Below are 24,774 nucleotides of genomic sequence, written 5' to 3' on the forward strand. Positions count from 1 at the left end.
GCCTTTTGTTCAACGTTAAACGATTTAGATCGTTTAATATTGAACAAGTCAACTCCTGGCGGCGCTCACGCCTCTCCGAGGGTTTCCAGCATCCCCTGGCGGGCCAGTTCGTCGGCCCGTTCGTTCCACTGGTGCCCGGCGTGCCCCTTGATCCAGCGCCAGTCGACGGTGTGCTTCAGCCGCGCCTGGTCGAGCCGCCGCCACAGGTCCTCGTTCTTGACCGCGCCCTTGGTCATGGTCCGCCAGCCGCGCGCCTTCCACAGGGCCAGCCACTCACTGATCCCCTGCTGCACATACTTGCTGTCGGTGTGCAGCTCGACGGTGCAGGGCTTGGTCAGCGCCTCCAGGGCCTGGATGGCGGCCATCAGTTCCATGCGGTTGTTGGTCGTCGCCGGCTCGCCGCCCTTGAGTTCCTTGACGTGCTTGCCGCTCATCAGGATCGCGCCCCAGCCGCCCGGCCCGGGATTCCCCCGGCAGGCGCCGTCGGTGTAGATCAGCACCTTGGGCGTCATGCGACATCCGTCAGCAGCGACAGCCCCGCCCGGTGGACGGCCAGCTTGCGCTCGTATTCCAGCGGGTCCTTCGGCTTGACCAGCGCCCCCTCGGGCGTGCGGCCCCAGTCGGCCAGTCGGGTGAGGAAGAACCGCATCGCCGCCCCATGGGCGAGCACCGGCAGCGCCGCCCGCTCGGCCGGCGTCAGCGGCCGACGCGCCTCGTAGCCGGCCAGCAACGCCCGGCCGGCGGTCAGGTTGAACTCCCCGCTGCTCTCGAAGCACCAGGCGTTGAGGGTGACCGCCAGGTCGTAGGCGAGGAAATCGTCGCAGGCGAAATAGAAGTCGATGGCCGCCGCGAACCGGCCCTCGCGGAAGAAAACGTTATCGGGGAAGAAGTCGGCGTGGATCACCCCCGCCGGCAGGTCGGAAGGCCAGGCGGCCGCGAGGGCGTTCAGGTCGGCGGCGATGGTCGCCGACAGCCCGGGCTTCAGCGCCTCGGCCGCATCTCCCAGCCCCGCGAACAGCGGCGCCCAGGCGGCCTGGCCCAGGTCGTTGGACCGCCGGCCGGCGAACCCCTGCCCCGCCTGGTGCAGCCAGGCCAGCCCCTCGCCCGCCTGGCGACACTGGGCGACGGTCGGTCGCCGCGCCGACAGGCCGGGCAGGAACTGGGCCAGGGCGGCCGGCTTGCCACGAAGCGTCTGCAGCACACGGCCCTGACGATCCGGGATCGGCCGGGCCGAGGGAAATCCCGCGTCGGCCAGCCAGCCCATCAGGTCCAGGAAGTAGGGCAGCTCGTCGGCCTTCACCCGCTTCTCATAGACGGTCAGGATGAATCGCCCGGCGGCGGTCTCCAGCAGGAAGTTGGAGTTCTCGATCCCCTCGGCGATGCCCTTGAACGCCAGGGGCTCGCCCAGGTCGTAGAGGGCGAGGAAGCCGCTCAGCTCCTCGTCGGTTATGTCCGTATAGACCGCCATGACGCGGGGATGCGGGACCGACGGGCGCGGGTCAAGGGCTCGCTAGGCGGTCAGAACCCGAGGCAGCTTGAAGGTCACCGTTTCCCGTGTCGGCGCCACTTCCTCGATGGTCAGATCGAACCGCTCCCGCAGCCGGTCGAGCACCCCCTGCAGCAAAACCTCCGGGGCCGACGCTCCGGCGGTGAGGCCCAGGGTCTTCACCCCGTCTAGCCATTCGTCTTGCAGGTCGGCGGCGGTATCGATCAGGTAGCCGTTGGCCACCCCGCGCCGCTTGCCGGTCTCGACCAGGCGGACGGAGTTGGAGCTGTTCGGCGAGCCGACGACCAGCAACAGGTCGCAGGCGTCGGCGATGGCCTTCACCGCGTCCTGGCGGTTGGTGGTGGCGTAGCAGATGTCTTCCTTGTGCGGGGTCGAGATCCCCGGGAAGCGCGCCTGCAACGCCTCGACGATCTCGGCCGTGTCGTCGACCGACAGGGTGGTCTGGGTGACGAAGGCGACGTTGTTCGGATCGATGGGCTCGAACCTGGCCACGTCGTGCACGTCCTCGATCAGGGTGACCGCGCCCTCGGGCAGCTGGCCCATGGTGCCGATCACCTCGGGGTGGCCCTTGTGGCCGATCAACACGATCTGGCGGCCGTTGTTGTAGTGGCGCTGAGCCTCAACGTGGACCTTGGACACCAGCGGGCAGGTGGCGTCCAGGAACAGCATCTGCCGCTCGCGAGCCTCGATCGGCACGCTCTTGGGCACGCCGTGGGCGGAGAAGACGATCGGACGGTCGGACGGAGCCTCCTCGACCTCTTCGACGAACACCGCGCCGATGGCCTTCAGGTGGTCGACGACATATTTGTTGTGGACGATCTCGTGCCGCACATAGACCGGCGCGCCGTACTTCTGGATCGCCTTCTCGACGATCTGGATCGCCCGGTCGACGCCGGCGCAGAAGCCGCGCGGACTGGCGAGCAGGACCTTGAGGGGCGGTTTGGCGGCGTGATCGGTCATTGGGCCTCTAGTTAGGCTTTCCGGCCGCCCGCCGCCAGCGGCTGCACGAAACCCGGCCCAGTTTCGCGCCACAAGATCACCCGCGTTGCGGGGTCACGCATATGCCTTTATCAGCAAGGACAAATCTGGGCTCGCCCGTCGGGGGCGGACGTCCTCCCGCAGCTTTGAGTTCGAGACCATCATGCGCCGCCTTCTCACCGCTCTCCTCGCCGGCGTGATCGCCGTGTCCGTCGTTCCGGCGGTGGCACAGCAGCGCCCGCGCGACGCCGACCGCAAGCAGGAAGAAGACGCCCGCCGCAAGAAGGCCCGCGACCGCGAGTGGAACCAGCCGGAAGCCCCGCTGCCGGCCCTGCGCAACGCCGGCCCCTGCCCCTATGTGAAGGTGCTGTACGACGCCGGCCGCTACATCGAGTTCGAAGGCGGCCGCGAGAGCGCAGGCACGGTGATCTACAGCGGCGAGATCCAGGGGCTTTCGTCGGGCTGCGAGTACAAGGACGACGAGCCGATCCGGGTGTCCATGGAAATGCTGTTCGGCCTGGGCAAGGGCCCCAAGGCGACCGGCGACCGCAAGACCTATCGCTACTGGGTGGCCGTCACCACCCGGAACCAGGGCGTGATCGCCAAGGAATACTTCGACCTGCCGGTGAAGTTCGACAGCGACCGCGTCATGGTCACCGAGAAGATCGAGGGCATCGTCATCCCGCGGGCCAACCTGGAAACCAGCGGCGCCAATTTCGAGGTGCTGGTCGGCTTCGACGTCACCCCGCAGATGGCCGAGTTCAATCGCGACGGTAAGCGTTTCCGCGTCGGCGCCGGCGCTCCCAAGGCCGGCGAATAGAAGACCTGATCAGAAGACCTTAATGACAGATCTGAAACGGACCCTGGGCGAGGCGGCGGCCGCCGCCTTCGCCGAACTGGGCGTTCCCGAACACCTGGGCCGCGTCACGCCCTCCGACCGTCCTGACCTGGCCGACTTCCAGTCCAACGGCGCCATGGCCGGAGCCAAGCTGGCCGGCAAGCCGCCGCGCGAGATCGCCCAGGGCGTGGTCGAACGGCTGGCCGGCAACCCCGCGCTTCAGTCGGTTGAGATCGCCGGCCTCGGCTTCATCAACATGCGGGTCAGCGGCCAGGCCCTGTCCCAGCGCGCCAACGACATCGCCGCCGACCCGCGACGGGGCGCGAGCGAGGTGGAAGCCAGCCGCCGGGTGATCGTCGACTATGCCGGGCCGAACGTGGCCAAGCCGATGCACGTGGGCCACCTGCGCGCCTCGATCATCGGTGAGGCGGTCAAGCGCATCTATCGGTTCCGCGGCGACGTGGTGCTGGGCGACGCCCACTTCGGCGACTGGGGCTTCCAGATGGGGCTGCTCATCGTCGCCTCGATGGACGAGTTCCCGTTCATCCGGGCGCTGATGGAGCGGCTGGTCGAGGCCCCGGGCGGCTTCTCCGAGGCCGACAGCCAGCGGGTTCTGGACGAGCTTTCCAACCACATCAGCCTCGCCGACCTCGATCGGATGTATCCGGAAGCCGCGGCGAAGGCCAAGACCGACCCCGACTACCGAGACCGCGCCCGCAAGGCGACCGCCGAGTTGCAGGGCGGCCGGTTCGGCTACCGGCTGCTGTGGCGCCACTTCGTCAACGTCAGCCGGGTGGCGCTGGAGCGGGAGTTCCATGCCCTGGGCATCGATTTCGACCTGTGGAAGGGCGAGAGCGACGCCGATCCGTTGATCGCCGGCATGGTCGCAGAACTGGCCGAGAAGGGGTTGCTGGTCGAGGACCAGGGCGCCCGCGTGGTCCATGTGGCCAAGCCCGGCGAGACCAAGAAAAAGAAGCTGGACGACGGCTCGGTCGTGGTGGTCCCCAGCCCCGACCCCCTGCTGGTGGTCTCCTCCGAGGGCTCGGCGATGTACGGCACGACCGACCTCGCCACCATCCTGGATCGCCGCAAGAGCTTCGACCCGGCCCTGATCCTCTACTGCGTCGATCAGCGGCAGGCTGAGCACTTCGAGCAGGTGTTCCGCGCTGCCTATCTGGCCGGCTACGCCGAGCCGGGCGGGCTGGAGCACATCGGCTTCGGCACCATGAACGGGCCGGACGGCAAGCCCTTCAAGACCCGCGAGGGCGGGGTGCTGAAGCTGCACGACCTCATCGAGATGGTCCGCGACAAGGCCCGCTCGCGCCTGGAGGAGGTTCAGGCGGCAGGCTTCGGTGAGCAGCTGAGCCCGGAGGAGTTCGAGGACACGGCGATGAAGGTGGCGGTGGCCGCCCTGAAGTTCGCCGACCTCTCCAACTATCGCGGCACCAGCTACATCTTCGACCTCGACCGCTTCAGCAGCTTCGAGGGCAAGACCGGACCCTACGTGCTGTATCAGGCGGTGCGCTGCAAGTCGGTGCTGCGCAAGGCGGCGGCCGAGAACGCCCATCCCTCACGGGTGACGGTCAAGGAGCCGGCGGAACGGGACCTGGTCCTGCTGCTCGACGCCTTCGACACCGCCCTGACCGAGGCCTACGACAAGAAGGCCCCCAACTTCATCGCCGAGCACGTCTTCAAGCTGGCCCAGGCCTATTCGAAGTTCTACGCGGCCTGCCCGATCCTCACCGCCGAGGACGAGGCGGTGCGCGGCTCTCGCCTGCGCCTGGTGTCGACGACCCTGGGCCAGCTGGAGCTGGCGCTGGACCTGCTGGGTATCGAGACGCCGGACCGGATGTAGGAGCCGCCTTCGCGGTCAGTGCTTCTTGCAGCAGCCGCCGCCCTTCGGCGGATGACCCGGCTTACCACCGCCATGGCCGCGCTTGCCGCCGCCGATGCGGATGCTGACGCCGACGCTGGCCTGGGCCGAGGCTGAGGCAGAGGCAGACGCCCCCGCGCCGGCGTAGACCACACCGCCACCGCCGCCCCCGGCATCGATATACTCCGGCCCAACCCCGCCGCCGCCCCAGAAGAAGCTGTCGCTCAGCCGGACCTCGCCGCAGGTCTCGACGGCACGGCCGCGCTCGTCGAAGCGAGGCTGGCAGGTCTTGTGGCGCCGCTTCTCAGCCCGGTAGGCGTAGGTCTCGTCCTGGCGATCCCAACGCTCGTCCTCTTCGGTCCAGCGCTCGTCGTATCCGGCCTCGTAGCGGTAGCCCTCGTCGTAGCGGCGCTCGTCGGCATAGCGATAGCCGCTCTCGCGCTCGTAGCCCTCGCCGTATTCGTCCTCGTAGCGGTCGTCGTAGCCATGGTCTTCGGGGGGCGGGCCGGCATAGAGACCGCCGCCGGTCTCGCGGCGCTCGCCGTAGACCTCGCCCTCGCGCGGATCGACGGGGTAGTAGCAGTCGGCGCCCTCCCGTCGCTCGTCGCGCTCGACGATCTGGCCCGTGTGGCAGGAGGCGTAGGCCTGGCCGCCTTGGGCTTCGACGGCCCGTTCGGCGCCGTAGCGGTCGGCCGCGACAGCCAGGGTCGGCGTCAGCAAAATGGCGCCCAGGGCGAGGATCAGGGGGGTGGTCGAACGGGCCATGGCGGCAATCCTTCGCGTGAGCCGGGAACGCTACGCCCCGCTCCCCCGGCGGGCGACCGCCTGCGCCTTACAGGCGATGCCCGCGCGCCCGGCGCCTGCCTGCGGCGGGTAATTTAACCGCGTCCGTTAAGACCCGTCAGAAATCGACGGCGATTCCCTTGCGCTCCCAGTCGCCGAAGCGGGTCGGTTCCGGCCCGGCGGGACCCCCCTCTTCGGCCGGCCGCGCCACGGCGGCCTCCGCCTCGCGGCGGACCTGAGCTTCCTCAAGCGCCCGCTTCGCGGCCGGGGTCAGCACCTTGCCCGGAGCCGCGCCAGGAACCTCCACAGGGAGATGGTCTTCCTGACCAAGATTTAATTGAACGCCGTCTTGCGAAGAGTGAGCCATCTTGGTCTATGCCGCCTCCCAACAATAACTCGAACAATAGAGAAAGATTACAACCATGTCACGCTGGCCTTATGTGTTTTTCGCCACCGCAACCGTCTTCATCCTCATCGGGGTGAACTGGGGGCTGTACATGTCGATCACCCACGACTTCACCACCTCGCCCGGACATGCCCACCTGAACCTCCTCGGCTGGCTCAGCCTGGCGGTGATGGGGACCTACTACGCCGTGCTCGGCCGCGATACCCCAGGTTGGCTGGTGGCGACCAACTACACGCTGAATACTATCGGCGTCGTCTGCATGTCCTCCGGCCTGGCCCTGGCGCTCAGCCAGACCCTGCCCCTGCCGCAGGTCGTGCCGCTGATCAGCCTCGGCGCTCTTGCCACCATCTTCGGCTTTGTCGCTTTCGCGGGCGCCGTGGTCATCGGCCTGCGCCGGAACGTCTTCGCCGGGCGCATGACGCGGGACCGCCTCGCCGCCGCCGCTTGATCGGCTGAAAGAACGCTGCTCAACTTGAGGGGGCGGTTCCGAGGGGGACCGCCTCCTATTTTTTCGCAATCTTCGGGGGAAGATCATGCCGCGCGTATCCGTCGCCTTCTTTACAGCCGCCGCCTTGGCCGCCCTGTGCGGCATGGCCTGGGGCACCCATATGGGCATGACCGGCGATCACAGCCTCAGCCCGGCCCACGCCCACCTCAACCTGCTGGGTTGGGTCACCCTGTCGATCATGGGCGGGTTCTACGCCCTGCCCGGCGTGCGCTACTCGCCGAAGCTGGCCTGGGCCAACTTTGGTCTGTCGACGATCGGCGCGGTGCTGATGGGCGTCCTGCTGCCGCAGGTTCTGATGCAGAAGATGACCGGCCAGGTGATGATGGCCGCCGAACTGCCGACGATCCTGGGCCTGCTGCTGTTCATCGCCGCCGTGGTGGGCAACTGGCGCAAGGCCCCGGCCTAGTTTTGCATTGCCTCCGGGGCCGTTCAGGCTCAGGAGGCGGGCGTGACCGACGTATCGCCTGCTGACGACCTGGCCGCCCGCCGCGCGGCCCTCACCCTGCTGGAGGCCGCCCTGGAACGCCGGGGCGGCATCGACGAGGCCGCCGGGGCCGGCGCCCTGCAGCGGCTGGACGCCCGCGACCGCGCCTTTGCGCGCGCCCTGACGCTGGCCACTCTGCGCCGCCTCGGATCCATCGACCGCCTGCTGTCGCCCAAGCTGACCCGCGAGCCGCCGGCGCGCGTGCGCAGCCTGCTGCGGCTGGGCGTGGCCCAGCTGTTCTGGTTCGACACCCCCGACCACGCCGCCGTCTCGACCAGCGTCGAGCTGGCCGATCGGGAAAAGGCGACCCGGCCGTTCAAGGGCCTGGTCAATGCGGTGCTGCGCGGCCTGCTGCGCGACGGGGCGCCGGCCGACGATCCCGAGACCCTGGCCCCGCCCTGGCTCCTGGCCCGCTGGCAAGCCGCCTGGGGCCCCGAGGCCGCTCGCGCCATCGCCGCCGAGATCGCCGCCGAGCCGGCCACCGATCTGACCGTCCGCGAGAACGGGGACATCGAGATCCTGGCCGCCGAGCTGGAGGCCCAGGCCCTTCCCGGCGGGACTCTGCGCGTGGCTCAGCGGGGCGATCCCTCGCTGTGGCCGGGCTTCTCCGAAGGCCGTTGGTGGGTGCAGGACGCGGCCGCCGCCATCCCTGCCCGGCTGCTGCACGCCAATGCCGAACAAACCGCCGTCGATCTCTGCGCCGCGCCGGGGGGCAAGACCCTGCAGCTGGCGGCCGCCGGGGCCGCGACGGTCGCCGTCGATCGCAGCGCCGAGCGGCTCAAGCGGGTGAGCGAGAATCTGGCCCGCATGAGCCTGACCGCTGAGGTGGTGGCCGCCGACGCCGGCGCCTGGGCCGACACGCGGACCTTCGACGCCGTGCTGCTCGACGCCCCCTGCTCGGCCACCGGCACCTTCCGTCGCCATCCGGACGTGCTGTGGGCCGCCCGGCCGGGCGATATCGCCAAGCTGGCGGCCGTACAGACCCGGCTGCTGGACAGCGCCGCCGCCCGCGTCGCCCCGGGCGGACGGCTGGTCTATTGCGTTTGCTCTTTGGAGCCCGAGGAGGGCGAGGACCAGGTCCGCGCCTTCCTGGCCCGCAACCCCGGCTTCGTCACCGAACCCTGCGCCCCCGGCGAGGGCGGCGCTCCGGAAACCTCCCTTACGCCCGAAGGGTGGCTGCGCCTGCTCCCTCACCAGCGCGAGGGCGGCCAGGACGGGTTCTTCATCGCCCGGCTGGCGCGAGCCTAGCCCCCGGCGGCCGACTCCGCTAAGCCTGCCCTCATGACGATCATCGCGCCATCCATTCTGGCGTCGGACTTTTCGCGGCTCGGCGAAGAGGCCCGCGCGGTCGAGGCGGCTGGGGCCGACTGGCTGCATGTCGATGTGATGGACGGCCACTTCGTGCCCAACATCACCATCGGCCCCGACGTAGTGCGCGCCCTCAAGCCGCACGTCAGCATCCCCTTCGACGTCCACCTGATGGTGGCGCCGGTCGATCCCTACCTGGAGGCCTTCCGCGAGGCCGGGGCCGACATTCTCAGCGTCCATCCCGAGGCCGGGCCGCACCTGAACCGGACGCTCAAACGCATCCGAGAGCTGGGCGCCAAGGCGGGGGTGGTGTTCAACCCGTCCACCTCCCCGGACGTCATCGAATACATGATGGACGACGTCGACCTGGTGCTGGTCATGACCGTCAACCCGGGCTTCGGCGGCCAGAGCTTCATCACCTCCCAGCTGAAGAAGATCGAGCGGCTGCGGGCGATGATCGACGCCAGCGGCAAGGACATCATCCTGGAGGTCGATGGCGGGGTGACCGCGATCACCGCGCCTCAGTGCATCGCCGCGGGGGCCACGGCGCTGGTTGCCGGCTCGGCGGTGTTCAAGGGCGGGCCGGACGCTTATGCGGGCAATATCGCCGCCCTTAGAGGCTAGGGCGGGGTGAAGCCGCCACGCCGTGATATCGCCGGGCCGGCGCTGACCGTTTTGCAGGGCTGGGCGGGGGCGGCCCGCCGCCAGGGCGAGCGGGAGTGGTTCGGCAATCCGCTGCACCGGATGCTGCTGGCCCGGCCCCTGCCCGAGGGGTTTGCCGCCAATCCGCGCGACCGACGGCCGACCAATCCGGCCGAGGGGCGCCGGCTGCTGGCCGGCATCTTCGACCTGGCCGGGACGCGGATGAACGTCGGGGCCGGGGGCGATCCCTTCGACAAGCCCAGCCCCGACCGCGCCTTCGCCGTGGCCCTGCACCGGATGGGCTGGCTGCACGACCTGCTGACGCAGGAGGAAGAAGGAGCGCGGGCGGCCCTGCGGCTGGTCGCCGACTGGCGGAGGGTATTCGGGCGCTGGAACGGGTTTTCCTGGGGGCCGACCTGCCTGGAGCGGCGGGTGTTCAATCTGGCCTGCGCGGCCCGGCGGCTGAGCGCGGTGGCCAGCGACGCCGAGCGGGCCCTGCTGGCCGCCGACCTGGTGCGCCAGGCGCGGCACCTGGCCGAGATCACCGTCGAGCCGGAGCGGGCCCTCCAGCGGATGACGGTGGTCGGCATCGCCGGCTGCGCCCTGGCGGGGGAGGCGGGCGAGCAGCTGATCGACAAGGCGATGTCGGCGTTGAAGCGCGACCTGCCGGGCGCGGTGGCCTCCGACGGGGTCCACGCCTCGCGTAGTCCCGAAGCCGGGCTCGAACTGCTGTTCGACCTGATGACCCTGGACGAGGCCCTGCACCAGAAGGGCCAGGCCGGGCCGGACGAGATGAACCGGGCCATCGACCGGCTCAGCGCCGCGACGCGATTCTTCACCCTGCCCGACGGCCGGCTGGCCAGCTTCCAGGGCGGGGAGGCGGTGGGGGCTCAGCGGATCGCCGCCGCCCTGGCCCATGAGGAGGACGCCGGCCCGCCGCCGCTCAAGGCGCCGCATGGTGGCTACTACCGGCTGGACGGGGCCGGATTGAGCGTCATCCTCGACGGGGGGGCGGCCGCCAAGGGCGTGTGGAGCGCCACGGCCTGCGCCCAGACCCTGGCCATCGAGATCCTGGCCGGGCAGGACCGGCTGGTCACCGGCTGCGCCTGGAGCCCGGACGCCGCGGCGCCCCAGGCCCTGCGGCTGACCGACGGCGCCTCGACCGCCTCGCTGGCTGATGGGTCGGCGGGAGAGCCTTTGCGCGGCCTGACCGCCTGGGGGGTCGGCCCCCGCCTGGAGGGCGCCGCCCGGCAGGTGGAGGTGCGCCGCCATGACGCCGAGGCCGGGGTCTGGCTGGAATGCAGCCATGACGGTTGGGCGCCAGCCTACGGGCTGATTCATGACCGACGCCTCTACCTGGACCTGGCGGCCGGCGAACTGCGCGGCGAGGACGCCTTCCGCCCGATGGTCGAGGGGCCGCCCGAGGATGGCCCGCGCCGCTACCTGCCCTTCAAGGTCCGCTTCCACCTGCACCCCGACGCCCGCGCCAGCCTGGCCCGCGACGGCAAGAGCGTGCTGCTGCGCGGCCCCTCGGACCAGGGCTGGTGGCTGCGCAACGACGCCATCGAGGTCTCCATCGAACCCAGCGCCCACTTCGAACACGGCCGCCCGAGGCGCTCGAGCCAAGTGGTGCTGACCGGGCAGGTGCGGGTGGATGTCGGCGGGCGGATCCGGTGGAAGATGTCGAGGGCTGAGGGGTGATGGGGACCGGATCACCGCGCAGCGGTGTTCCTGTCCCCGGTTTGCGCAAACGGTTGGACCGGAGCGCGATCCAACCGCCTGTGCTGACCGGGGACAGGGAGCCCGCTTGCGCGGGCACCCTTTCCCCATGGCGACTCCCCCGCTCTTCCTGTAAGAGCCGCCTCGTCTCAGCGACTGGCGCACGAGGTGGGTCACCACCGGGGAGCTGACGACGCCATCTGCCGCGCGCCTGGGCGAGACCTCTCTTTTCCAGAGCCGGAGTCCGCCATGCCCGCCGCCCCCGATTTTCCGCCCTCCCCCGACCTGGTCGTCGCCAAACGCGCGCTGATCTCCGTCAGTGACAAGACCGGGCTGATCGAGACGGCCCAGGCTTTGCACGACCTGGGGGTCGAACTGGTCTCGACCGGGGGCACCAAGGGGGCGATCGCGGCGGCCGGGTTGCCGGTGAAGGACGTCGCCGACCTGACCGGGTTTCCGGAGATGATGGATGGGCGGGTGAAGACCCTGCATCCCATCGTCCACGGCGGCCTGCTAGGGGTACGCGGGGCCGACAGCCACAAGGCGGCGATGGACGAGCATGGGATCGGCGGCATCGATATCCTCTATGTGAACCTCTATCCGTTCGAGGCCACGGTGGCGGCCGGGGGCGACTTCGAAACCTGTGTCGAGAACATCGACATCGGCGGGCCGGCGATGATCCGCTCGGCGGCCAAGAACCACGGCTATGTCGCCGTCTGCACGGCGCCGGAAGACATGGCGCGGGTGGTCGAGGCGCTGAAGGCCGGGGGCACCACACTCAGCCTGCGCAAGGACCTGGCGGCCCGCGCCTTTGCCCGCACCGCGACCTATGACGCCGCGATCAGCGGCTGGTTCGCCGGGCAGATCGGCGAGGCGGCCTCGGCCCGGCGGGCGATCGGCGGGGAGTTGCGCCAGACGCTGCGTTACGGCGAAAACCCACACCAGTCGGCGGCCTTCTATGTCACCGGCGAGCAGCGGCCCGGCGTGGCCAACGCCCGGCAGCTGCAGGGCAAGGAGCTCAGCTACAACAACATCGCCGACACCGACGCGGCGTTCGAACTGGCGGCGGAGTTCACCGAGCCGGCCTGTATCATCGTCAAGCACGCCAACCCCTGCGGTGTCGGCCTCGGCGCCGATCTGAAGGAAGCGTACGCGCGGGCGCTGGCCTGTGACCCCGTGTCGGCCTTCGGCGGCATCGTGGCGGTCAACCGGCGGCTGGACCGGGCCACGGCCGAGCAGGTCTGCGAGACCTTCACCGAGGTGGTGATCGCCCCGGAGGCCGACGAGGACGCGGTGGCGGTGTTCGAGGCCAAGAAGAACCTGCGGCTGCTGGTCACCGGCGGGATGCCGGACGCCTTCTCCAAGGGCGAGGTGTTCCGATCGGTTTCGGGCGGGTTCCTGGTGCAGTCGCGCGACATCGCCCGGCTGACGGCGGCGGACCTGAAGGTGGTCACCCAACGGGCGCCGACTGACGAGGAAGTCCGCGACATGCTGTTCGCCTTCACCGTGGCCAAGCATGTGAAGTCCAACGCGATTGTCTTTGCCAAAGGCGGCCAGACCCTGGGCGTCGGGGCCGGGCAGATGAACCGCAAGGACAGCGCGCGCATCGCGGCGATCCGCGCCGCCGATTTCGGCCTGGACCTGAAGGGCAGCGCCTGCGCCTCGGAAGCCTTCTTCCCGTTCGCGGACGGGCTGATCCAGGCGGCTGAGGCCGGCGCCACGGCGGTGATCCAGCCCGGCGGATCTATGCGGGACGCGGAGGTGATCGCGGCGGCCGATGCGGCGGGGATCGCCATGGTGTTCACGGGCATCCGGGTGTTCCGCCACTAAGTAAAACAGCCGACAACGCCTCTCCGAGATAGTGAGTGAGCATTCACTTGCATTCTGGCCCCGCTTTTCGTAGGCTCATCGAAAGCAAGGGGGTCGGATCGGCATGGATACGCTTGAGTCCCGGTGGAACAGGCTCTCGCCGCACGCGACGGTCCATGGGCCGGACGATGCTGAGCGGCGGCCGGTGGCGCTGCTCTTCCACGGCTGTGGCGGGGTGCAGCCGCATCTGGCCGACTATGCGGCGGAGGCGACGCGGGCTGGCTGGCGGTCGGTGATCGTCGATAGCTACGCGCCGCGGGGCTGGAGCCGGGCCTATGGTCTGTCGCTGGTCTGCACCGGCACGCGGTTCTGGGGGTTCGAACGGGCCGGGGATGTGCTGGCGACGATCTATGGGATGGAGCAGCGGCCGGACGTGGATACCTCCCGGGTGGTTCTGGCCGGCTGGAGCCATGGTGGATGGGCGATCATGGATTTGATGACCATGGCGCTGGAGAGCCCGGCCGAGGCGCGGATCGGCGGGGCGGGGCCGGGGCTGCTGGACGGGGTTAGCGGGCTGTTCCTCAACTATCCCTATGTCGGGTTCGGGACGCGGGCGGCCAAGCGGGATTGGCGGTATCGGCCCAAGGTGCTGGGGGTGGCGGCGCGGCGCGACCACCTGGGGGCGCCGAAGCTGCACGAGGCGGCCTATGCGCGGGCGCGGGCGTCGGGGTGCGCGGTGGAGACGGTTGTGGTCGAGGGGACGCATGCGTTCGACCAGCCGCAGGAGGGGTTACTGATGGTGACCCCGATGCGGCGGGACGAGGGGCTGTTTCGGGAGAATGTGGCGCGGTTTGGGGGGTTTTTGGGGGCGGTTTGATAACCCCTTTCCCGTCATCCCGGCCGTAGCGCGAAGCGCGGAGAGCCGGGACCCAGGAGGGCGTAACCTCACTATCCAACGCGGCTTTTGGGGCCGGCGATCTGTCACCCCTGGGTCCCGGATAAGCGCTGCGCGCTTTCCGGGATGACGGAACAGAGGCCCCTACCCCTCTAGTTCCTTCAGCAACGCCGGATCCCGCCGCGCCCTTGCGGCCAGGTCGTCCGCGTTGTCGCGGCCCTCCATGTCGAGCATGTCCCGCAGCCGCAGAATGCGTTGGGCCGCGTCCCTTAAATCAGCATCCTCGACCGCGTTGGCCTTCAGGGCCGTCGCCACGATGTGTTTGCAGGTCAGCTTGGAATCTTGGAAGTCCGGGCAAGTGCACCCTGCCCCGCGCCCGTCGGCGGCCTTCATTTCCACCACATAGGCGATGCCCCGCTCGCCCATCACATGGGCCAGCACCCCGGCGGGGCCGTAGTCGACCAACTCCACCCATCCGTGGGCGAAATAGTTTTCGCCGCGCATGACCCGGGCCTCGGGCATGCCCTCGGTGAGGGCGGGGATGTCGAACAGCTGGGGCATGGCGGGATTCTAGCCGATTCGTTCACGGTTTGGCCGCGTGGATCGCAAGCAGACCGGCGATACTGACGCCGCAGATGGCAAAGGCGATGATCACGACCTTCTGCGAGACGCGCAGGGTCGCCTGGAGCGAAGGGTTGTCGATGGCGTAGAGTTTCGAAGAGTAGAGCCGCTCGTCATCATACTCCGGGCCGTCCGCGCCATGGACGGGCTTGACCATGTCCAGGTGATCCTCGCTCAACTGCTTGGTCGCGACCATCTGCCGGATGGTCGCGTCGACGACCACGCTCGTGCCGCCCAGAATCAGGAGACCAATACCGCCCGAGACGGCCGCGATGCAGATCAGGATGATCGACGCGGCCTGCCACATCACGCTTCGTCCTCGACCCGGTGCATGTCGTCGTCCGAGAGGCCGAAGTGGTGGCCGATTTCATGGATCAGGACGTGGGTGACCAGCTCGCCCAGGGTGACGTCGCCGCGTTCGGCCCATTCGTCGAGGATGGGGCGGCGGTAAAGGAAGACGCGGGGCGGCATGGGGGCGGGGCCGATCACCGAGCGTTCGCCGAGGTCGACGCCATGGTAGAGGCCGGTCAGTTCGAAGACGTCCTCGATGCCTAGCGCATCGAGGGTTTCCTGGTCGGCGAAGTCGTCGATGCGGACCACGGCCTCGGCGGCCAGGCCTCGGAAAGGCTCAGGCAGGCTGTCGAAGGCGGCCTGGGCGAGGACGGCGAAATCGTCGAGCGAGGGGGCGGCTTTGTCGGTCCAGTCGTTCATGCGTCTGATATGGCGGCGCATACGGTCAATCGCCAGCGTGCTGTTCGCCCGAAGCAGGTTACTGGCCTATGGTGAATTCGTGATTCGAGGGGCTTTGAGCTTTGGGTCCTGACGACCTGTTGATCGCCGCAGCGGCCGCCGGCTCGGTCAGCCTGGCGATCTGCGCGACCCTGTGGGCGGTGGCCCAGCGCAGGGCCGGAGACGCGCGCGCCGCCGAGCTGGAAGCCCGGATCGACCGGCTGGCCAGCGGATCGGAGGCGGCGCGGGCCTCGACCGAAGCCTTCGACTGCGCCCTGGTGGTGATCGACGATGGCCGGGCCCGGCTGGCCTCCGGCGAGGAGGCGCACGCCGCCTGCGCCGCCGCATTCGACCTGGAGGAGGATGACGCCCAGGGCCTGCTGGAAGCGATGATCGCGGCGGACGCCGACCATGCGCGGCGCCTGCGGGCGCTGATCGACAAAGGCGAGGCCTGCGCCTTTGAGGCGCGGGGGCCGTTTGGAGCCATCTCGGTCGAGGGCCGGGCTGCGGGGGCTCAGGCTTGGCTGCGGCTGACGGCGCTGGCGGCCGGAGAGGCGGCGTTGCCGACGGCGGCGCGGCTCGGCGCCTTCCTGGATGGGCAGGGGGAGCCGGCCTGGATCGCCTCGGCCGACGGGGCGGTGCAGTGGGCGAACCGGGCCTGGCTGGAGGCGGTGGGCGCCGCCGACCTGGCCGATGCGGTCGAACGGAAGCTGAGCCTGGACCCGGAGACGGATGCCTTGGCGCGGGAAGCCGCCGTCGAGGGCGAGCGGCGCGAGGCGGTCAAGCGGATCACCGTCAATGGCCGGCGGCGGGCCTACAGGCTGCGGGCGGTGCCGCTGGAGGGCGGGGACGTGGCCCTGAGCGCCCGCGACCTGACCGAGGCGGAGGATATCCGCGAGGCGCTGAAGAAGCACGTCGAGGCGCACGACGAGACGCTGAACCATATCGAGGAAGCAGTCGCCATCTTCAGCCGCGACCGCAAGCTGGCCTTCCACAACACCGCCTTCGCCACCGTGTGGGGGCTGGAGCCGGCCTGGCTGGCCGATGCGCCGACCCATGGGGAGATCCTGGACCGGCTGCGCCAGCGGCGGCGGTTGCCGGAGACGGCCGACTATGCCGGCTGGAAGGCGCGGGAGCTGGCGCGGTACGAGTCGCTGAAGGCCGAGGTGGACGACCTGTGGAGCCTGCCGGATGGACGGACACTGCGGGTGGTGCACCAGCCCCACCCCCTGGGCGGGGTGCTGCTGCTGTTCAGCGACATCACCGACGAGCTGAAATTGAAGGCACGGTACAACGCCTTCATCCAGGTGCAGCAGGCGACCTTGGACAAGCTGAACGACGCGGTGGCGGTGTTCGGCTCGGACGGGTTGATCCGGCTGCATAACGAGGCCTTCGCGGAGTTCTGGAACATTCCGGCGGCGGAACTCGACGGGCCGGTGGATTTCGAGCAGGTGGTCGAGCGCTGCCTGCCGCGGCTGCATGACCAGCTGTTCTGGAGCGAACTGAAAGGACGGATCGCCGATCCGGACCCCAAGGCGCGGGCCCCGGCGTCCGGCGAGGTGCGGACCAGCGACAGCCGGATCGTCTCCTGGCAGTCGCGGCCGTTGCCGGATGGGGCGACCCTGATCGCCTTCGACGATGTGACCGACACCCGGCGGCTGGAAGGCGCCCTCGCGGACCGGGAGAGCGCCCTGGCCGAGGCCGAGCGGCTGAAGCGGGAGTTCGTGGGCAATGTGTCCTACGAATTGCGCACGCCGCTGACCACCATCATCGGCTATTCCGAACTGCTCGAGCGGATGGGCGAGGCGCTGCCGGAGCGGGCGCGCAACTATCTGGCGGCGGTGCGGTCGGCGGGGACCCAGCTGGGCCGGTCGATCGACGATGTGCTGGATATCGCGGCGATCGACAGCGGCGAGATCGCGCTCGAGGTGGCCGATGTGCGGGTCTGCGAACTGCTGGCCGAGACGGCCGAGCGTTGGTCGCGCCATGCCGAGAGCGGGCAGATCGCCCTGACGGTGGATTGCGATGACGAGGTCGGGCTGATCCGGGGCGATCCCAAGCGGTTCGCCCAGGTGCTGGATCATCTGGTCGAGAACGGGGTGCGGCAGACGCCGCCCGGAGGCAGCGTGACCCTGACCGCGCGGCGGGCCCTGGGCGAGGTGCGGATCAGCGTGGCCGACACCGGGCGGGGGATCCCCTTCCATGTGCAGGCCCACATCTTCGACCGGTTCGTCGGGCGGGATCGGGGCGGGCCGGGGCTGGGTTTGGCGCTGGTCAAGTCGCTGGTCGAACTGCACGGCGGCTGGGTGGCGCTGGAGAGCGAGCCAGGGGCGGGGTCGGTGTTTACGCTGCACCTGCCGGAAGCGGCGCAGATCGATGCGGAGCAGCGGGAGTTGGGGCTTTAGGGGGGCTTTGGTGCTTCTCTTTTCCCGTTCCCCATCCCTTATCTCTACCGCTCATCCCGGCGAATGCCGGGATCCAGATCATAGGGCGCCGGCGAGTAGAACTCGTGCCTTTAGGCACGGCGCGAACCTTCAGAGCCGTGCCCAGGGGCACGCACACCGGCCATAGAGCTTTACGATCTGGATCCCGGCATTCGCCGGGATGAGCGGTAGCAGAGAGGGGGATCAGGCCCCCGTGAAACGCGCCGGCCGCTTTTCGTTGAACGCGGCCACCCCCTCCCGCCGATCCTCAGTGGGGATGGTGCGGTTGTAGGCTTCGACTTCCAGGGCCAGGCCCGTCTTAAGGTCGGTCTCGATCCCTAAGCTGATCGCCCGTTTGGCCTGGCGGACGGCGATGGGGCCGCCGACGGCTATGGCTGTGGCGGTTTCCAGGACGCCTTGCGCCAGTTCGGCGGCCGGCCAGACGCGGTTGACCATGCCCCAGTCAGCGGCATCGGCGGCGGTGAAGGGGCGGCCGGTGAGGATCAGTTCCTTGGCCCTCCGCGCCCCGACCGCACGAGGCAGGTTTTGGGTGCCGCCGCAGCCGGGGATGATGCCCAGGCGGGTCTCAGTCAGGGCGAAGCGGGCGGTGTCGGCCGCGTGGATGAAGTCGCAAGCCAGGGCGAACTCGGCGCCGCCGCCGAAGGCCGAGCCGTTGACCGCGGCGATCACCGGGACCGGGCAGTCCATCAGCGCGTAAAAGGCCTGTTCGAACAGGACATGCTGGGCCCGCCAGGCCGCATCGGTCATGCCGTTGCGCTCCTTGAGGTCGCCGCCGGCGCAGAAGGCCTGCTCGCCCGCGCCGGTGAGGATCAGGCAGCGGTGGTCGGCTGGGTCGAGGATAAGGGCCTGGAACAGGCTGAGCACATCGCGCGCCATCTGGGTGTTGAGGGCGTTGCGGACCTCGGGGCGGTTGAAGCTGACCCGCAGGACGTGGGGGGCGGGGGTGTCGAGGAGGAGGGTCTGGTAGGTCATCGTTCTCTCCGTCCCTCTCCCTCGTGCGAAGATCAATCGCATATGCGCTCGGGGCCGACTATTCCAAACCCTCTCCCTGAGGGAGAGGGAGGGACCCGCCGCGAAGCGGTGGGAGGGAGAGGGTTTACGCTGCCGACACCGTAAACCCTCCCCCTACCCCCTCCCTCAGGGAGGGGGGCGCCAAGATCCCCGATTTTGTGGGTTGCCGCCTATTCGGCGGGCAGCAGGTTCTCGTGGCGTTTGGCCATCAGGCTGTCGAACTGGCCCCAGACGCCGTCACTGCCGTGCCATTGGCCCTTGGTGGCGGCCTTGGAGTACTCCGTCGAGCGGGCCTCGAAGAAGTTGGCGTGTTCGACGCCGCTGAGCAGGCTCTGCAGCCAGGGCAGCGGGTTCTCCTTCACGCCGTAGACCTCCGGCAGGTGCAACTGGCGCAGGCGCCAGTCGGCGATGAAGCGAATGTAGGCCTTGATGTCCTCGGGCGTCATGCCCTGGACCTCGCCGGCCTCGAAGGCCAGGTCGATGAAGCGGTCTTCCAGACCCACCACCGTCTTGCAGCAGTCGACGATGTCATCGGCCACCGACTTGGTGACGCACTGGGTCTCGGCGTTGAAGGCGTGGTAGAGCTTGACGATCCCCTCGCAGTGCAGGCTCTCGTCGCGGACCGACCAGCTGACGATCTGGCCCATGCCCTTCATCTTGTTGAAGCGCGGGAAGTTCATCAGCATGGCGAAGCTGGCGAACAGCTGCAGGCCCTCGGTGAAGCCGCCGAACATGGCGAGCGTCCGGGCGATGTCGGCGTTCGAATCGACGCCGAACTGCTGCATGTAGTCGTGCTTGGCCTTGAGGGCCTCGTATTCCATGAAGGCGCCGAATTCGCTCTCCGGCATGCCGATGGTCTCGAGCAGCAGGGCGTAGGCGGCGATGTGGATGGTCTCCATGTTGGCGAAGCTGGCCAACATCATCTTCACCTCGGTCGGTTTGAAGATCCGGCCGTAGCGCTCCATGTAGTTGTCGGCGACCTCGACGTCCGACTGGGTGAAGAAGCGGAAGATCTGCGTCAGCAGATTGCGCTCCTTGTCGTTGAGGTTGGCGGCCCAGTCCTTGAGGTCCTCGCCGAGCGGAACCTCCTCGGGCATCCAGTGGACCTGCTGCTGCTTCTTCCAGAAGTCATAGGCCCAGGGATAGCGGAACGGCTTGTAGCCGATGGAGGGGGTCATCAGGCCGGGCATTTTGGGGGTGATGAGCTGGGCCAAGACGGAACTCCGGTAGCGCTTGAATCGGTTTTATCGGACAGTCCGCCAAGGTTATCGGACTCTCTCGATACCAAATCTAGTGTGATCGGTTGTCACGGGCACCAATTGTTGGGGGCGAATGTGGATAAAGCGTTTACCGTCTTCGGCGCCGCAGGATCGGGCAGTGTCTCGGTCGAGGCGGCGCTGACCCTGCTGGGCCTGCCCTACGAGGTGATAGAGGGGGCCAGCTGGGACGGGGGCGAGTCGGCGCTGAAGCGGATCGCCGCGGTCAATCCGATGCGGCAGGTGCCGGCGGTGGTGCTTCCCGGCGGCGAGGTGATGACCGAGGCGGCGGCGATCCTGATCTGGCTGGCCGACAGCCATCCGGAGAGCGGGCTGTCGCCGGGGCTGGACGATCCCAGGCGGCCGGCGTTTTTGCGCTGGATGAGCTTCGTGGCCTCGTCCATCTACGCCTTCTACTGGCAGAGGGACGACCCGGCGCGGGTGGCGCCGGACGCCGCCAGCCAGGATTTCCTGCTGCGGCGGACCAACGAGCGGATCGCCCACAACTGGGGGGTCATGGAGGCGCAGACCGATCCGGCGCGCTACATCCTGGGCGATGAGATGACCGTGCTGGACCTGTTCGTGACGGTGACCAGCCGATACCGGCCCAGGCGGGAGCGGTTCTATCAGGTCGCGCCGAGGCTGGGGGAGGTGGTCAGGCGAGTGGACGTCGATCCCCGGCTGACGGCTTTCTGGGACGAACGCTATCCGTTTGAGGAAGGCTGGGACGCGCTGTCGGAGGTCTGAGGCTAAGCAGTTGCTCCCCCTTCGGGAGAGCTGTCGCCCCGCAGGGGCGACTGAGGGGGTCCCCTCCCGCCGGTGGAGGACCCCCTCCGTCCGCCGCTGCGCGGCGGCCACCTCCCCCGAGGGGGGAGGACTGTTAGGCGGTTGACCACGCGCCGAGCATTTGGCTTCTTCCCCTCGATGACCGCAGAGCCCTTCCACGATGCCGACCACTACCCGAGCAAGGGCGCGCGGGAGGCCGATAAGTGGGTGCATATCGTCGGGCTGGTCCTGGCGATCGCCGGCGCCGGCACGCTGTTTGGGCTGTCCATCGGGTTCGGGACGATAGGGCAGGTATTCGCCGTTGCGATCTACGGGATCTGCCTGGCGCTGATGCTGAGCTTCTCGATCGCCTACAACATGGCGCGCCCTGAGAACCGGCCGTTCCTGCGGCGGCTGGATCATGCCGGCATCTTCCTGATGATCGCCGGCAGCTACACGCCTTTCACCACGCAGAGCCTGACCGGGACCTGGTCGGTCGCAATGACCGTGGCGGTCTGGGCGCTGGCGGCGGCCGGGGTGGTGGGCAAGCTGTTCCTGCCCGGTCTGGGGCGGGGGATCTGGGTGGCGCTGTACCTGGCGCTGGGCTGGATCGTGCTGATCGCCATCGGACCGATGGTCGCGGCGGTGTCGCTGGCCGGGATGATCCTGCTGGGGGTCGGGGGGCTGGTCTATTCGCTGGGGGTGATCTTCTATGTGAGGAAGACGCTGACCTACCGGCGGGCGATCTGGCACGGGTTCGTGCTGGCCGGCGCGGGGGTGCAGTACGCAGCGATCATGACCGGGGTGGTGTTGTATTACCGGGCCTGAGGGGCTACACACCCCGCGCCCTCTTTACGGGCCCAATCTGATCCCCTTCAGCCCGCCGAGCACCCGTCGAAGGGCCGGCTGAAGTCTCCCGGCGGGTGGAAGGATCGTATCCATGGCCAACGTCACCGTGGTCGGCGCCCAGTGGGGCGACGAGGGCAAGGGCAAGATCGTCGACTGGCTGTGCGACCGGGCCGAGGTCGTGGTCCGCTTCCAGGGCGGGCACAACGCCGGCCATACGCTGGTCATCGACGGCAAGGTCTACAAGCTGGCCCTGCTGCCTAGCGGGGTGGTGCAGGGCAAGCTCTCCGTCATCGGGAATGGCGTGGTGGTCGATCCCTGGCATCTGCTGGGCGAGATCGAGGCCATCGGCGGCCAGGGGGTGGCGATCACCCCGGAGGTGCTGGTGCTGGCCGACAATGCCTGCCTGATCCTGCCGCTGCACCGGGACCTGGACCAGGCGCGGGAAGCCGCCTCGACCCAGAAGATCGGCACCACCGGGCGGGGCATCGGACCGGCCTATGAGGACAAGGTCGGGCGGCGCGCAATCCGGGTGGCCGACCTGGCCGATCCGGAATCGCTCAAGCCCAAGATCGAGCGGCTGCTGAGCCACCACGGCCCGCTGCGCCGGGGTCTGGGCGTGCCGGAGGCTGATCCGGCCCAACTGTACGACGCCCTCATGGACCTGGCGCCCAAGCTGCTGCCCTATGCGCGGCCGGCCTGGAAGCTGCTCGACGAGATGCGGCGGGCGGGCAAGCGGATCCTGTTCGAGGGGGCGCAGGGCGCCCTGCTGGACGTCGACCACGGCACCTATCCGTTCGTCACCTCCTCCAACACCGTGGCCGGCCAGGCGGCGGCGGGGTCCGGCATGGGGCCGCAGGGGCCGGGCTATGTGCTGGGCATCGTCAAGGCCTACACCACCCGTGTGGGCGAGGGGCCGTTCGCCTGCGAGCTCAACGACGCGGTGGGCCAGCACCTGGCCACCGTCGGCCGCGAAGTGGGCACCAACACCGGCCGGGGACGGCGTTGCGGCTGGTTCGACAGCGTGCTGGTAAGCCAGAGCGTGGCGATCAACGGCATCAACGGCATCGCCCTGACCAAGCTGGACGTGCTGGACGGGCTGGAGACCCTGAAGGTCTGCATCGGCTACCGGCTGCACGGCCAGGAGATCGACTACCTGCCGGCCGGCCTGCGCGACCAGGCGGCGGTAGAGCCGATCTATGAGGAGCTGCCCGGCTGGAGCGAGAGCACTGCGGGCGCGCGGAGCTTCCGCGACCTGCCTGCCAATGCGGTCAAGTATGTCGGCCGCATCCAGGAACTGATCGGCGCCCCGGTGGCCCTGCTGTCGACCAGCCCCGAGCGGGATGACACCATCCTGCTCAGGGATCCGTTCCAGGACTAGCGGGCAAACACCAGCTTGCCGATGGCGCCGCCGATCAGGCCGGCGACGGCGGAGCCGGCCGTGCCCATCCACAGGATGTCAACGGTGACGTCCTTCAGCAGGTAGCTGACCAGGATGCCGAGGAAGGCGCAGACCGCCCCGGCGATCAGGCCGCCGATCAGGCTGTCGCCCCAGCCGCCGCGGGCCGCGCGGACGTAGAGCAGGCCGGCGACCAGCGAGATCAGCATGCCGAGGATGGCGAACTGCTGGGCGATGGCCGGAACGAAGTGGCCGGCGATCACCATCGCCAGCTGAAGCACCGTGCCAATGAGCGTCGCACGGATAAGCGCACTGCGGTTCATGTCAGTCCCCCTTTATGGTTTGGCTTTGGCCCACGACTTGGGGCCGTCCTGGAAGCGCCGCCGCAGCCCATCGAGGGTGTAGGCATTGCCCCATTCGAAATGGCGGTAGGCGGTGTCGAAGTCGGCGCCCTGGCCGTAGCCGAGGTTGGTCAGTGTGACCCGGGTCTGCTTGTCGCCGGCGGGGGCGAACTCGAGCACCGTGACCGTCTGGCCGAACGCCTCGGCGGCGGGGAAACCCTTGGGCGTCTGGATGTTGCGTATGGCCAGCATCCGGCCGGGCACATAGGCCTCGATCCGGTTGATGATGTTGTTGGGGTCGCCTTTTGCCGCCCCGACGCTGTAGCTGGTCTCCAGCGAGCCCCCCACCCGAAAATCGATGAAGGCGCTGGGCGAGGCCCAGGTCTTCCAGCCCGCCTCGGTGGTGAAGGCGGCCCAGACCTCCTCGACGCCGGCCGGCACGATCACCGAAAGCTGCAGGGCGCGCCGCCCGTCCGCCTCGACAAAGGAGGTGTTTTCGACGCCGGGATAGTCGCGCCAGCTGGGCTCCGCCGCGAAGGCGCCGCTGGCCAGGACAGCGGCGAGCGCGGCGATGATCAGTCTCTTCATGCGGTCCCCCGGGTCTGTTCCGTCTGCGCCTGACCGCCGGCCGCAGTGGCCAGCAGGTCGAAATAATTCCGCAGCATCCCGACCGAGGCGTCGAAGGTCTCCAGCGTGCGGTGGGTGCGGGCCTGCATTACCCCGCCCTCCATGGTGGTCAGCACGAACACCGCCAGCTTGCGGGTGTCGGTTCCGGGTGGGAGGCGATCCTTGGACTGATCCAGGCAGCCCTTCACGTGGCGGACCCAGCCGTCGAAGTTCACCGACAGCATTTCCCGCACCGGCGGGTCGGGCTCGTGGATCTCCAGGGCGATGGAGCCGATCGGGCAGCCGTAGAGGCAGTCGGTGTCGGCCAGCATCTGGCGGTAGGCGCCCAGCAGGGCGAAGACCCGCTCGATGGCGTCATCCACCCCCTCCCAGGCCGGAGCCAGCAGCATCGGATAGATGCCGTCGCGGTACATCTCCAGCACGGCCAGCAGCACGTCCTGCTTGGTCGGGAAGAAATGATAGAGGCTGCCGGAATTGGCTCCGGCCTCGCGCAGGATGTCGGCCACCGAGGTGGTGTTGAAGCCCTTGTCCGAGAACAGCTTCATGGCGGCGAACAGGATGCGCTCGCGGGTCGGCTCCACGGGCGGTCTCTCCTGATTGAATGGTCAATCAAGAACAGCGTATTTCGGACGATCTGGCAAGCGAAAGGCTCCCCGCCGGAGCAGGGAGCCTTCTGCACCGGTCGGCCGGAGACCTACTTGGTCCTCGGCTTGGCCGAGGCCAGCAGCTGGGCCTTGGTCTGGGTGCTGACCACGGTATCGCCGGTCTGGGTCAGCACGCTCTGGGCGACGCTGACCGCCTTGCCGTCGATCATCACGGTGGCGTTGGCGCCGCTGAGCGCGCCGATGGTGCCGATGGTGTTGCCCTGGCTGTCCTTCACCGTGGCGCCGGCGGTCAGGGTCGTCTTGGCGGCAGGAGACGCCGGCGTGGCCGGAGTCGCGGGCATGGCGGCGGTGTCTCCGGGGGTCGGGGGCGTGGCCGGTAC

General features: G+C 68.9%; 27 protein-coding genes and 1 riboswitch. Of the genes, 13 read left to right on the forward strand and 14 right to left on the reverse strand.

Going from position 1 to position 24,774, the window contains the following annotated elements; genetic code table 11:
- Positions 1-65: 65 nt before the first annotated feature.
- Genes rnhA through ispH form a run of 3 tightly spaced genes read right to left on the reverse strand, consistent with a single transcriptional unit; the run spans position 66 to position 2,467 of the window.
- Positions 66-512, reverse strand: a complete 447-nt coding sequence (gene rnhA / locus GVN21_RS02845) for a ribonuclease HI (protein WP_166573186.1) — start codon at positions 510-512, stop codon at positions 66-68.
- The gene (gene thrB / locus GVN21_RS02850; protein WP_166573187.1) at positions 509-1,468 is read right to left on the reverse strand and encodes a homoserine kinase; all 960 of its coding nucleotides are present in this window, start codon (positions 1,466-1,468) and stop codon (positions 509-511) included. The genes rnhA and thrB overlap by 4 nt, the downstream gene beginning before the upstream one ends.
- A gap of 42 nt (positions 1,469-1,510) precedes the next feature.
- On the reverse strand, positions 1,511-2,467 hold the full coding sequence (gene ispH / locus GVN21_RS02855) for a 4-hydroxy-3-methylbut-2-enyl diphosphate reductase (protein WP_166573188.1): 957 nt from the start codon (positions 2,465-2,467) through the stop codon (positions 1,511-1,513).
- Positions 2,468-2,648: 181 nt separating this feature from the next.
- On the opposite strand from ispH, the gene GVN21_RS02860 reads away from it, so the two are divergent.
- Positions 2,649-3,305, forward strand: a complete 657-nt coding sequence (locus tag GVN21_RS02860; protein WP_166573189.1) for a Tat pathway signal sequence domain protein — start codon at positions 2,649-2,651, stop codon at positions 3,303-3,305.
- A gap of 22 nt (positions 3,306-3,327) precedes the next feature.
- Entirely contained in the window at positions 3,328-5,178 is a 1,851-nt protein-coding gene (locus GVN21_RS02865) for an arginine--tRNA ligase (RefSeq protein WP_166573190.1), read from the forward strand.
- Between the two features lie 15 nt (positions 5,179-5,193).
- Here the strand turns inward: GVN21_RS02865 and GVN21_RS02870 are convergent, their stop codons facing one another.
- Entirely contained in the window at positions 5,194-5,961 is a 768-nt protein-coding gene (locus tag GVN21_RS02870; protein ID WP_166573191.1) for a hypothetical protein, read from the reverse strand.
- A 136-nt stretch (positions 5,962-6,097) separates the two neighbouring features.
- On the reverse strand, positions 6,098-6,286 hold the full coding sequence (locus GVN21_RS02875; protein WP_346764212.1) for a DUF1674 domain-containing protein: 189 nt from the start codon (positions 6,284-6,286) through the stop codon (positions 6,098-6,100).
- A 115-nt stretch (positions 6,287-6,401) separates the two neighbouring features.
- Between GVN21_RS02875 and GVN21_RS02880 the strand changes: the two genes are divergently transcribed.
- From GVN21_RS02880 to GVN21_RS02910, 7 genes are all read left to right on the forward strand, one after another.
- Entirely contained in the window at positions 6,402-6,833 is a 432-nt protein-coding gene (locus GVN21_RS02880; RefSeq protein WP_166573193.1) for a hypothetical protein, read from the forward strand.
- An 85-nt stretch (positions 6,834-6,918) separates the two neighbouring features.
- On the forward strand, positions 6,919-7,299 hold the full coding sequence (locus tag GVN21_RS02885; RefSeq protein WP_166573194.1) for a cbb3-type cytochrome c oxidase subunit I: 381 nt from the start codon (positions 6,919-6,921) through the stop codon (positions 7,297-7,299).
- A 42-nt stretch (positions 7,300-7,341) separates the two neighbouring features.
- Positions 7,342-8,625, forward strand: coding sequence for a transcription antitermination factor NusB (locus tag GVN21_RS02890; RefSeq protein ID WP_166573195.1), 1,284 nt, complete (start codon positions 7,342-7,344; stop codon positions 8,623-8,625).
- A 33-nt stretch (positions 8,626-8,658) separates the two neighbouring features.
- Positions 8,659-9,309 (forward strand): ribulose-phosphate 3-epimerase, encoded by a 651-nt coding sequence (rpe, locus tag GVN21_RS02895; protein ID WP_166573196.1) that lies wholly within the window; start codon positions 8,659-8,661, stop codon positions 9,307-9,309.
- A gap of 6 nt (positions 9,310-9,315) precedes the next feature.
- A complete protein-coding gene (locus tag GVN21_RS02900) occupies positions 9,316-11,028 on the forward strand; it encodes a heparinase II/III family protein (RefSeq protein WP_166573197.1) in 1,713 nt (570 codons plus the stop codon).
- A 160-nt stretch (positions 11,029-11,188) separates the two neighbouring features.
- A riboswitch (ZMP/ZTP riboswitch) is annotated at positions 11,189-11,270 on the forward strand.
- 25 nt (positions 11,271-11,295) lie between these two features.
- Entirely contained in the window at positions 11,296-12,876 is a 1,581-nt protein-coding gene (gene purH / locus GVN21_RS02905; RefSeq protein ID WP_166573198.1) for a bifunctional phosphoribosylaminoimidazolecarboxamide formyltransferase/IMP cyclohydrolase, read from the forward strand.
- 103 nt (positions 12,877-12,979) lie between these two features.
- Complete coding sequence (locus tag GVN21_RS02910; protein WP_166573199.1) at positions 12,980-13,732, forward strand: dienelactone hydrolase family protein; 753 nt, start codon at positions 12,980-12,982, stop codon at positions 13,730-13,732.
- A gap of 162 nt (positions 13,733-13,894) precedes the next feature.
- Here GVN21_RS02910 and GVN21_RS02915 read toward each other — a convergent pair whose 3' ends face one another.
- From GVN21_RS02915 to GVN21_RS02925, 3 genes are read right to left on the reverse strand one after another with little or no spacing between them, the layout of a single operon-like run.
- Positions 13,895-14,311 carry an SWIM zinc finger family protein gene (locus GVN21_RS02915; RefSeq protein WP_166573200.1) on the reverse strand — a complete coding sequence of 139 codons (417 nt, stop codon included), beginning with the start codon at positions 14,309-14,311 and terminating at the stop codon, positions 13,895-13,897.
- A 22-nt stretch (positions 14,312-14,333) separates the two neighbouring features.
- Entirely contained in the window at positions 14,334-14,678 is a 345-nt protein-coding gene (locus tag GVN21_RS02920; RefSeq protein WP_166573201.1) for a hypothetical protein, read from the reverse strand.
- Positions 14,678-15,103, reverse strand: a complete 426-nt coding sequence (locus GVN21_RS02925) for a metallopeptidase family protein (protein WP_240902721.1) — start codon at positions 15,101-15,103, stop codon at positions 14,678-14,680. Before GVN21_RS02925 ends, GVN21_RS02920 begins: the two co-directional genes overlap by 1 nt.
- Positions 15,104-15,183: 80 nt before the next feature.
- Between GVN21_RS02925 and GVN21_RS02930 the strand changes: the two genes are divergently transcribed.
- On the forward strand, positions 15,184-17,505 hold the full coding sequence (locus GVN21_RS02930; RefSeq protein ID WP_166573202.1) for a PAS domain-containing sensor histidine kinase: 2,322 nt from the start codon (positions 15,184-15,186) through the stop codon (positions 17,503-17,505).
- A gap of 222 nt (positions 17,506-17,727) precedes the next feature.
- On the opposite strand, the gene GVN21_RS02935 is transcribed toward GVN21_RS02930, so the two are convergent.
- Positions 17,728-18,516 carry an enoyl-CoA hydratase-related protein gene (locus tag GVN21_RS02935; RefSeq protein WP_166573203.1) on the reverse strand — a complete coding sequence of 263 codons (789 nt, stop codon included), beginning with the start codon at positions 18,514-18,516 and terminating at the stop codon, positions 17,728-17,730.
- Between the two features lie 209 nt (positions 18,517-18,725).
- A complete protein-coding gene (locus tag GVN21_RS02940) occupies positions 18,726-19,745 on the reverse strand; it encodes a ribonucleotide-diphosphate reductase subunit beta (RefSeq protein WP_166573225.1) in 1,020 nt (339 codons plus the stop codon).
- Between the two features lie 144 nt (positions 19,746-19,889).
- Between GVN21_RS02940 and GVN21_RS02945 the strand changes: the two genes are divergently transcribed.
- The 3 genes from GVN21_RS02945 (at position 19,890) to GVN21_RS02955 (ending at position 22,803) form a co-directional block, all read left to right on the forward strand.
- A complete protein-coding gene (locus GVN21_RS02945; RefSeq protein WP_166573204.1) occupies positions 19,890-20,558 on the forward strand; it encodes a glutathione S-transferase family protein in 669 nt (222 codons plus the stop codon).
- 177 nt (positions 20,559-20,735) lie between these two features.
- Positions 20,736-21,404, forward strand: a complete 669-nt coding sequence (locus tag GVN21_RS02950) for a hemolysin III family protein (protein ID WP_166573205.1) — start codon at positions 20,736-20,738, stop codon at positions 21,402-21,404.
- Positions 21,405-21,516: 112 nt separating this feature from the next.
- Positions 21,517-22,803 (forward strand): adenylosuccinate synthase, encoded by a 1,287-nt coding sequence (locus GVN21_RS02955; RefSeq protein ID WP_166573206.1) that lies wholly within the window; start codon positions 21,517-21,519, stop codon positions 22,801-22,803.
- Here GVN21_RS02955 and GVN21_RS02960 read toward each other — a convergent pair.
- The 4 genes from GVN21_RS02960 to GVN21_RS02975 form a co-directional block, all read right to left on the reverse strand.
- The gene (locus GVN21_RS02960; protein ID WP_166573207.1) at positions 22,800-23,144 is read right to left on the reverse strand and encodes a hypothetical protein; all 345 of its coding nucleotides are present in this window, start codon (positions 23,142-23,144) and stop codon (positions 22,800-22,802) included. The two genes, GVN21_RS02955 and GVN21_RS02960, sit on opposite strands and share 4 nt — an antisense overlap.
- Positions 23,145-23,156: 12 nt before the next feature.
- Positions 23,157-23,750, reverse strand: coding sequence for an SRPBCC domain-containing protein (locus GVN21_RS02965; RefSeq protein WP_166573208.1), 594 nt, complete (start codon positions 23,748-23,750; stop codon positions 23,157-23,159).
- Complete coding sequence (locus GVN21_RS02970) at positions 23,747-24,370, reverse strand: TetR/AcrR family transcriptional regulator (RefSeq protein WP_205689889.1); 624 nt, start codon at positions 24,368-24,370, stop codon at positions 23,747-23,749. The genes GVN21_RS02965 and GVN21_RS02970 overlap by 4 nt, the downstream gene beginning before the upstream one ends.
- A 113-nt stretch (positions 24,371-24,483) precedes the next feature.
- Positions 24,484-24,774 (reverse strand): hypothetical protein (locus tag GVN21_RS02975; protein ID WP_205689890.1); only part of this gene is annotated, 291 nt, incomplete at its 5' end.

Source organism: Caulobacter sp. SLTY (assembly GCF_009905535.1).
GTDB lineage: Bacteria > Pseudomonadota > Alphaproteobacteria > Caulobacterales > Caulobacteraceae > Caulobacter.

Bases quoted from the DNA above. Each gene is read 5' to 3' on its own strand.
- GVN21_RS02870 (WP_166573191.1), bottom strand. From the start codon at position 5,961: ATGGCCCGTTCGACCACCCCCCTGATCCTCGCCCTGGGCGCCATTTTG.
- GVN21_RS02920 (WP_166573201.1), bottom strand. From the start codon at position 14,678: ATGTGGCAGGCCGCGTCGATCATCCTGATCTGCATCGCGGCCGTCTCG.
- GVN21_RS02935 (WP_166573203.1), bottom strand. From the start codon at position 18,516: ATGACCTACCAGACCCTCCTCCTCGACACCCCCGCCCCCCACGTCCTG.
- GVN21_RS02965 (WP_166573208.1), bottom strand. From the start codon at position 23,750: ATGAAGAGACTGATCATCGCCGCGCTCGCCGCTGTCCTGGCCAGCGGC.
- purH (WP_166573198.1), top strand. From the start codon at position 11,296: ATGCCCGCCGCCCCCGATTTTCCGCCCTCCCCCGACCTGGTCGTCGCC.
- GVN21_RS02910 (WP_166573199.1), top strand. From the start codon at position 12,980: ATGGATACGCTTGAGTCCCGGTGGAACAGGCTCTCGCCGCACGCGACG.
- GVN21_RS02955 (WP_166573206.1), top strand. From the start codon at position 21,517: ATGGCCAACGTCACCGTGGTCGGCGCCCAGTGGGGCGACGAGGGCAAG.
- rpe (WP_166573196.1), top strand. From the start codon at position 8,659: ATGACGATCATCGCGCCATCCATTCTGGCGTCGGACTTTTCGCGGCTC.
- thrB (WP_166573187.1), bottom strand. From the start codon at position 1,468: ATGGCGGTCTATACGGACATAACCGACGAGGAGCTGAGCGGCTTCCTC.
- GVN21_RS02960 (WP_166573207.1), bottom strand. From the start codon at position 23,144: ATGAACCGCAGTGCGCTTATCCGTGCGACGCTCATTGGCACGGTGCTT.
- GVN21_RS02950 (WP_166573205.1), top strand. From the start codon at position 20,736: ATGACCGCAGAGCCCTTCCACGATGCCGACCACTACCCGAGCAAGGGC.
- GVN21_RS02925 (WP_240902721.1), bottom strand. From the start codon at position 15,103: ATGCGCCGCCATATCAGACGCATGAACGACTGGACCGACAAAGCCGCC.
- GVN21_RS02915 (WP_166573200.1), bottom strand. From the start codon at position 14,311: ATGCCCCAGCTGTTCGACATCCCCGCCCTCACCGAGGGCATGCCCGAG.
- ispH (WP_166573188.1), bottom strand. From the start codon at position 2,467: ATGACCGATCACGCCGCCAAACCGCCCCTCAAGGTCCTGCTCGCCAGT.
- GVN21_RS02860 (WP_166573189.1), top strand. From the start codon at position 2,649: ATGCGCCGCCTTCTCACCGCTCTCCTCGCCGGCGTGATCGCCGTGTCC.
- rnhA (WP_166573186.1), bottom strand. From the start codon at position 512: ATGACGCCCAAGGTGCTGATCTACACCGACGGCGCCTGCCGGGGGAAT.
- GVN21_RS02940 (WP_166573225.1), bottom strand. From the start codon at position 19,745: ATGCCCGGCCTGATGACCCCCTCCATCGGCTACAAGCCGTTCCGCTAT.
- GVN21_RS02880 (WP_166573193.1), top strand. From the start codon at position 6,402: ATGTCACGCTGGCCTTATGTGTTTTTCGCCACCGCAACCGTCTTCATC.
- GVN21_RS02865 (WP_166573190.1), top strand. From the start codon at position 3,328: ATGACAGATCTGAAACGGACCCTGGGCGAGGCGGCGGCCGCCGCCTTC.
- GVN21_RS02885 (WP_166573194.1), top strand. From the start codon at position 6,919: ATGCCGCGCGTATCCGTCGCCTTCTTTACAGCCGCCGCCTTGGCCGCC.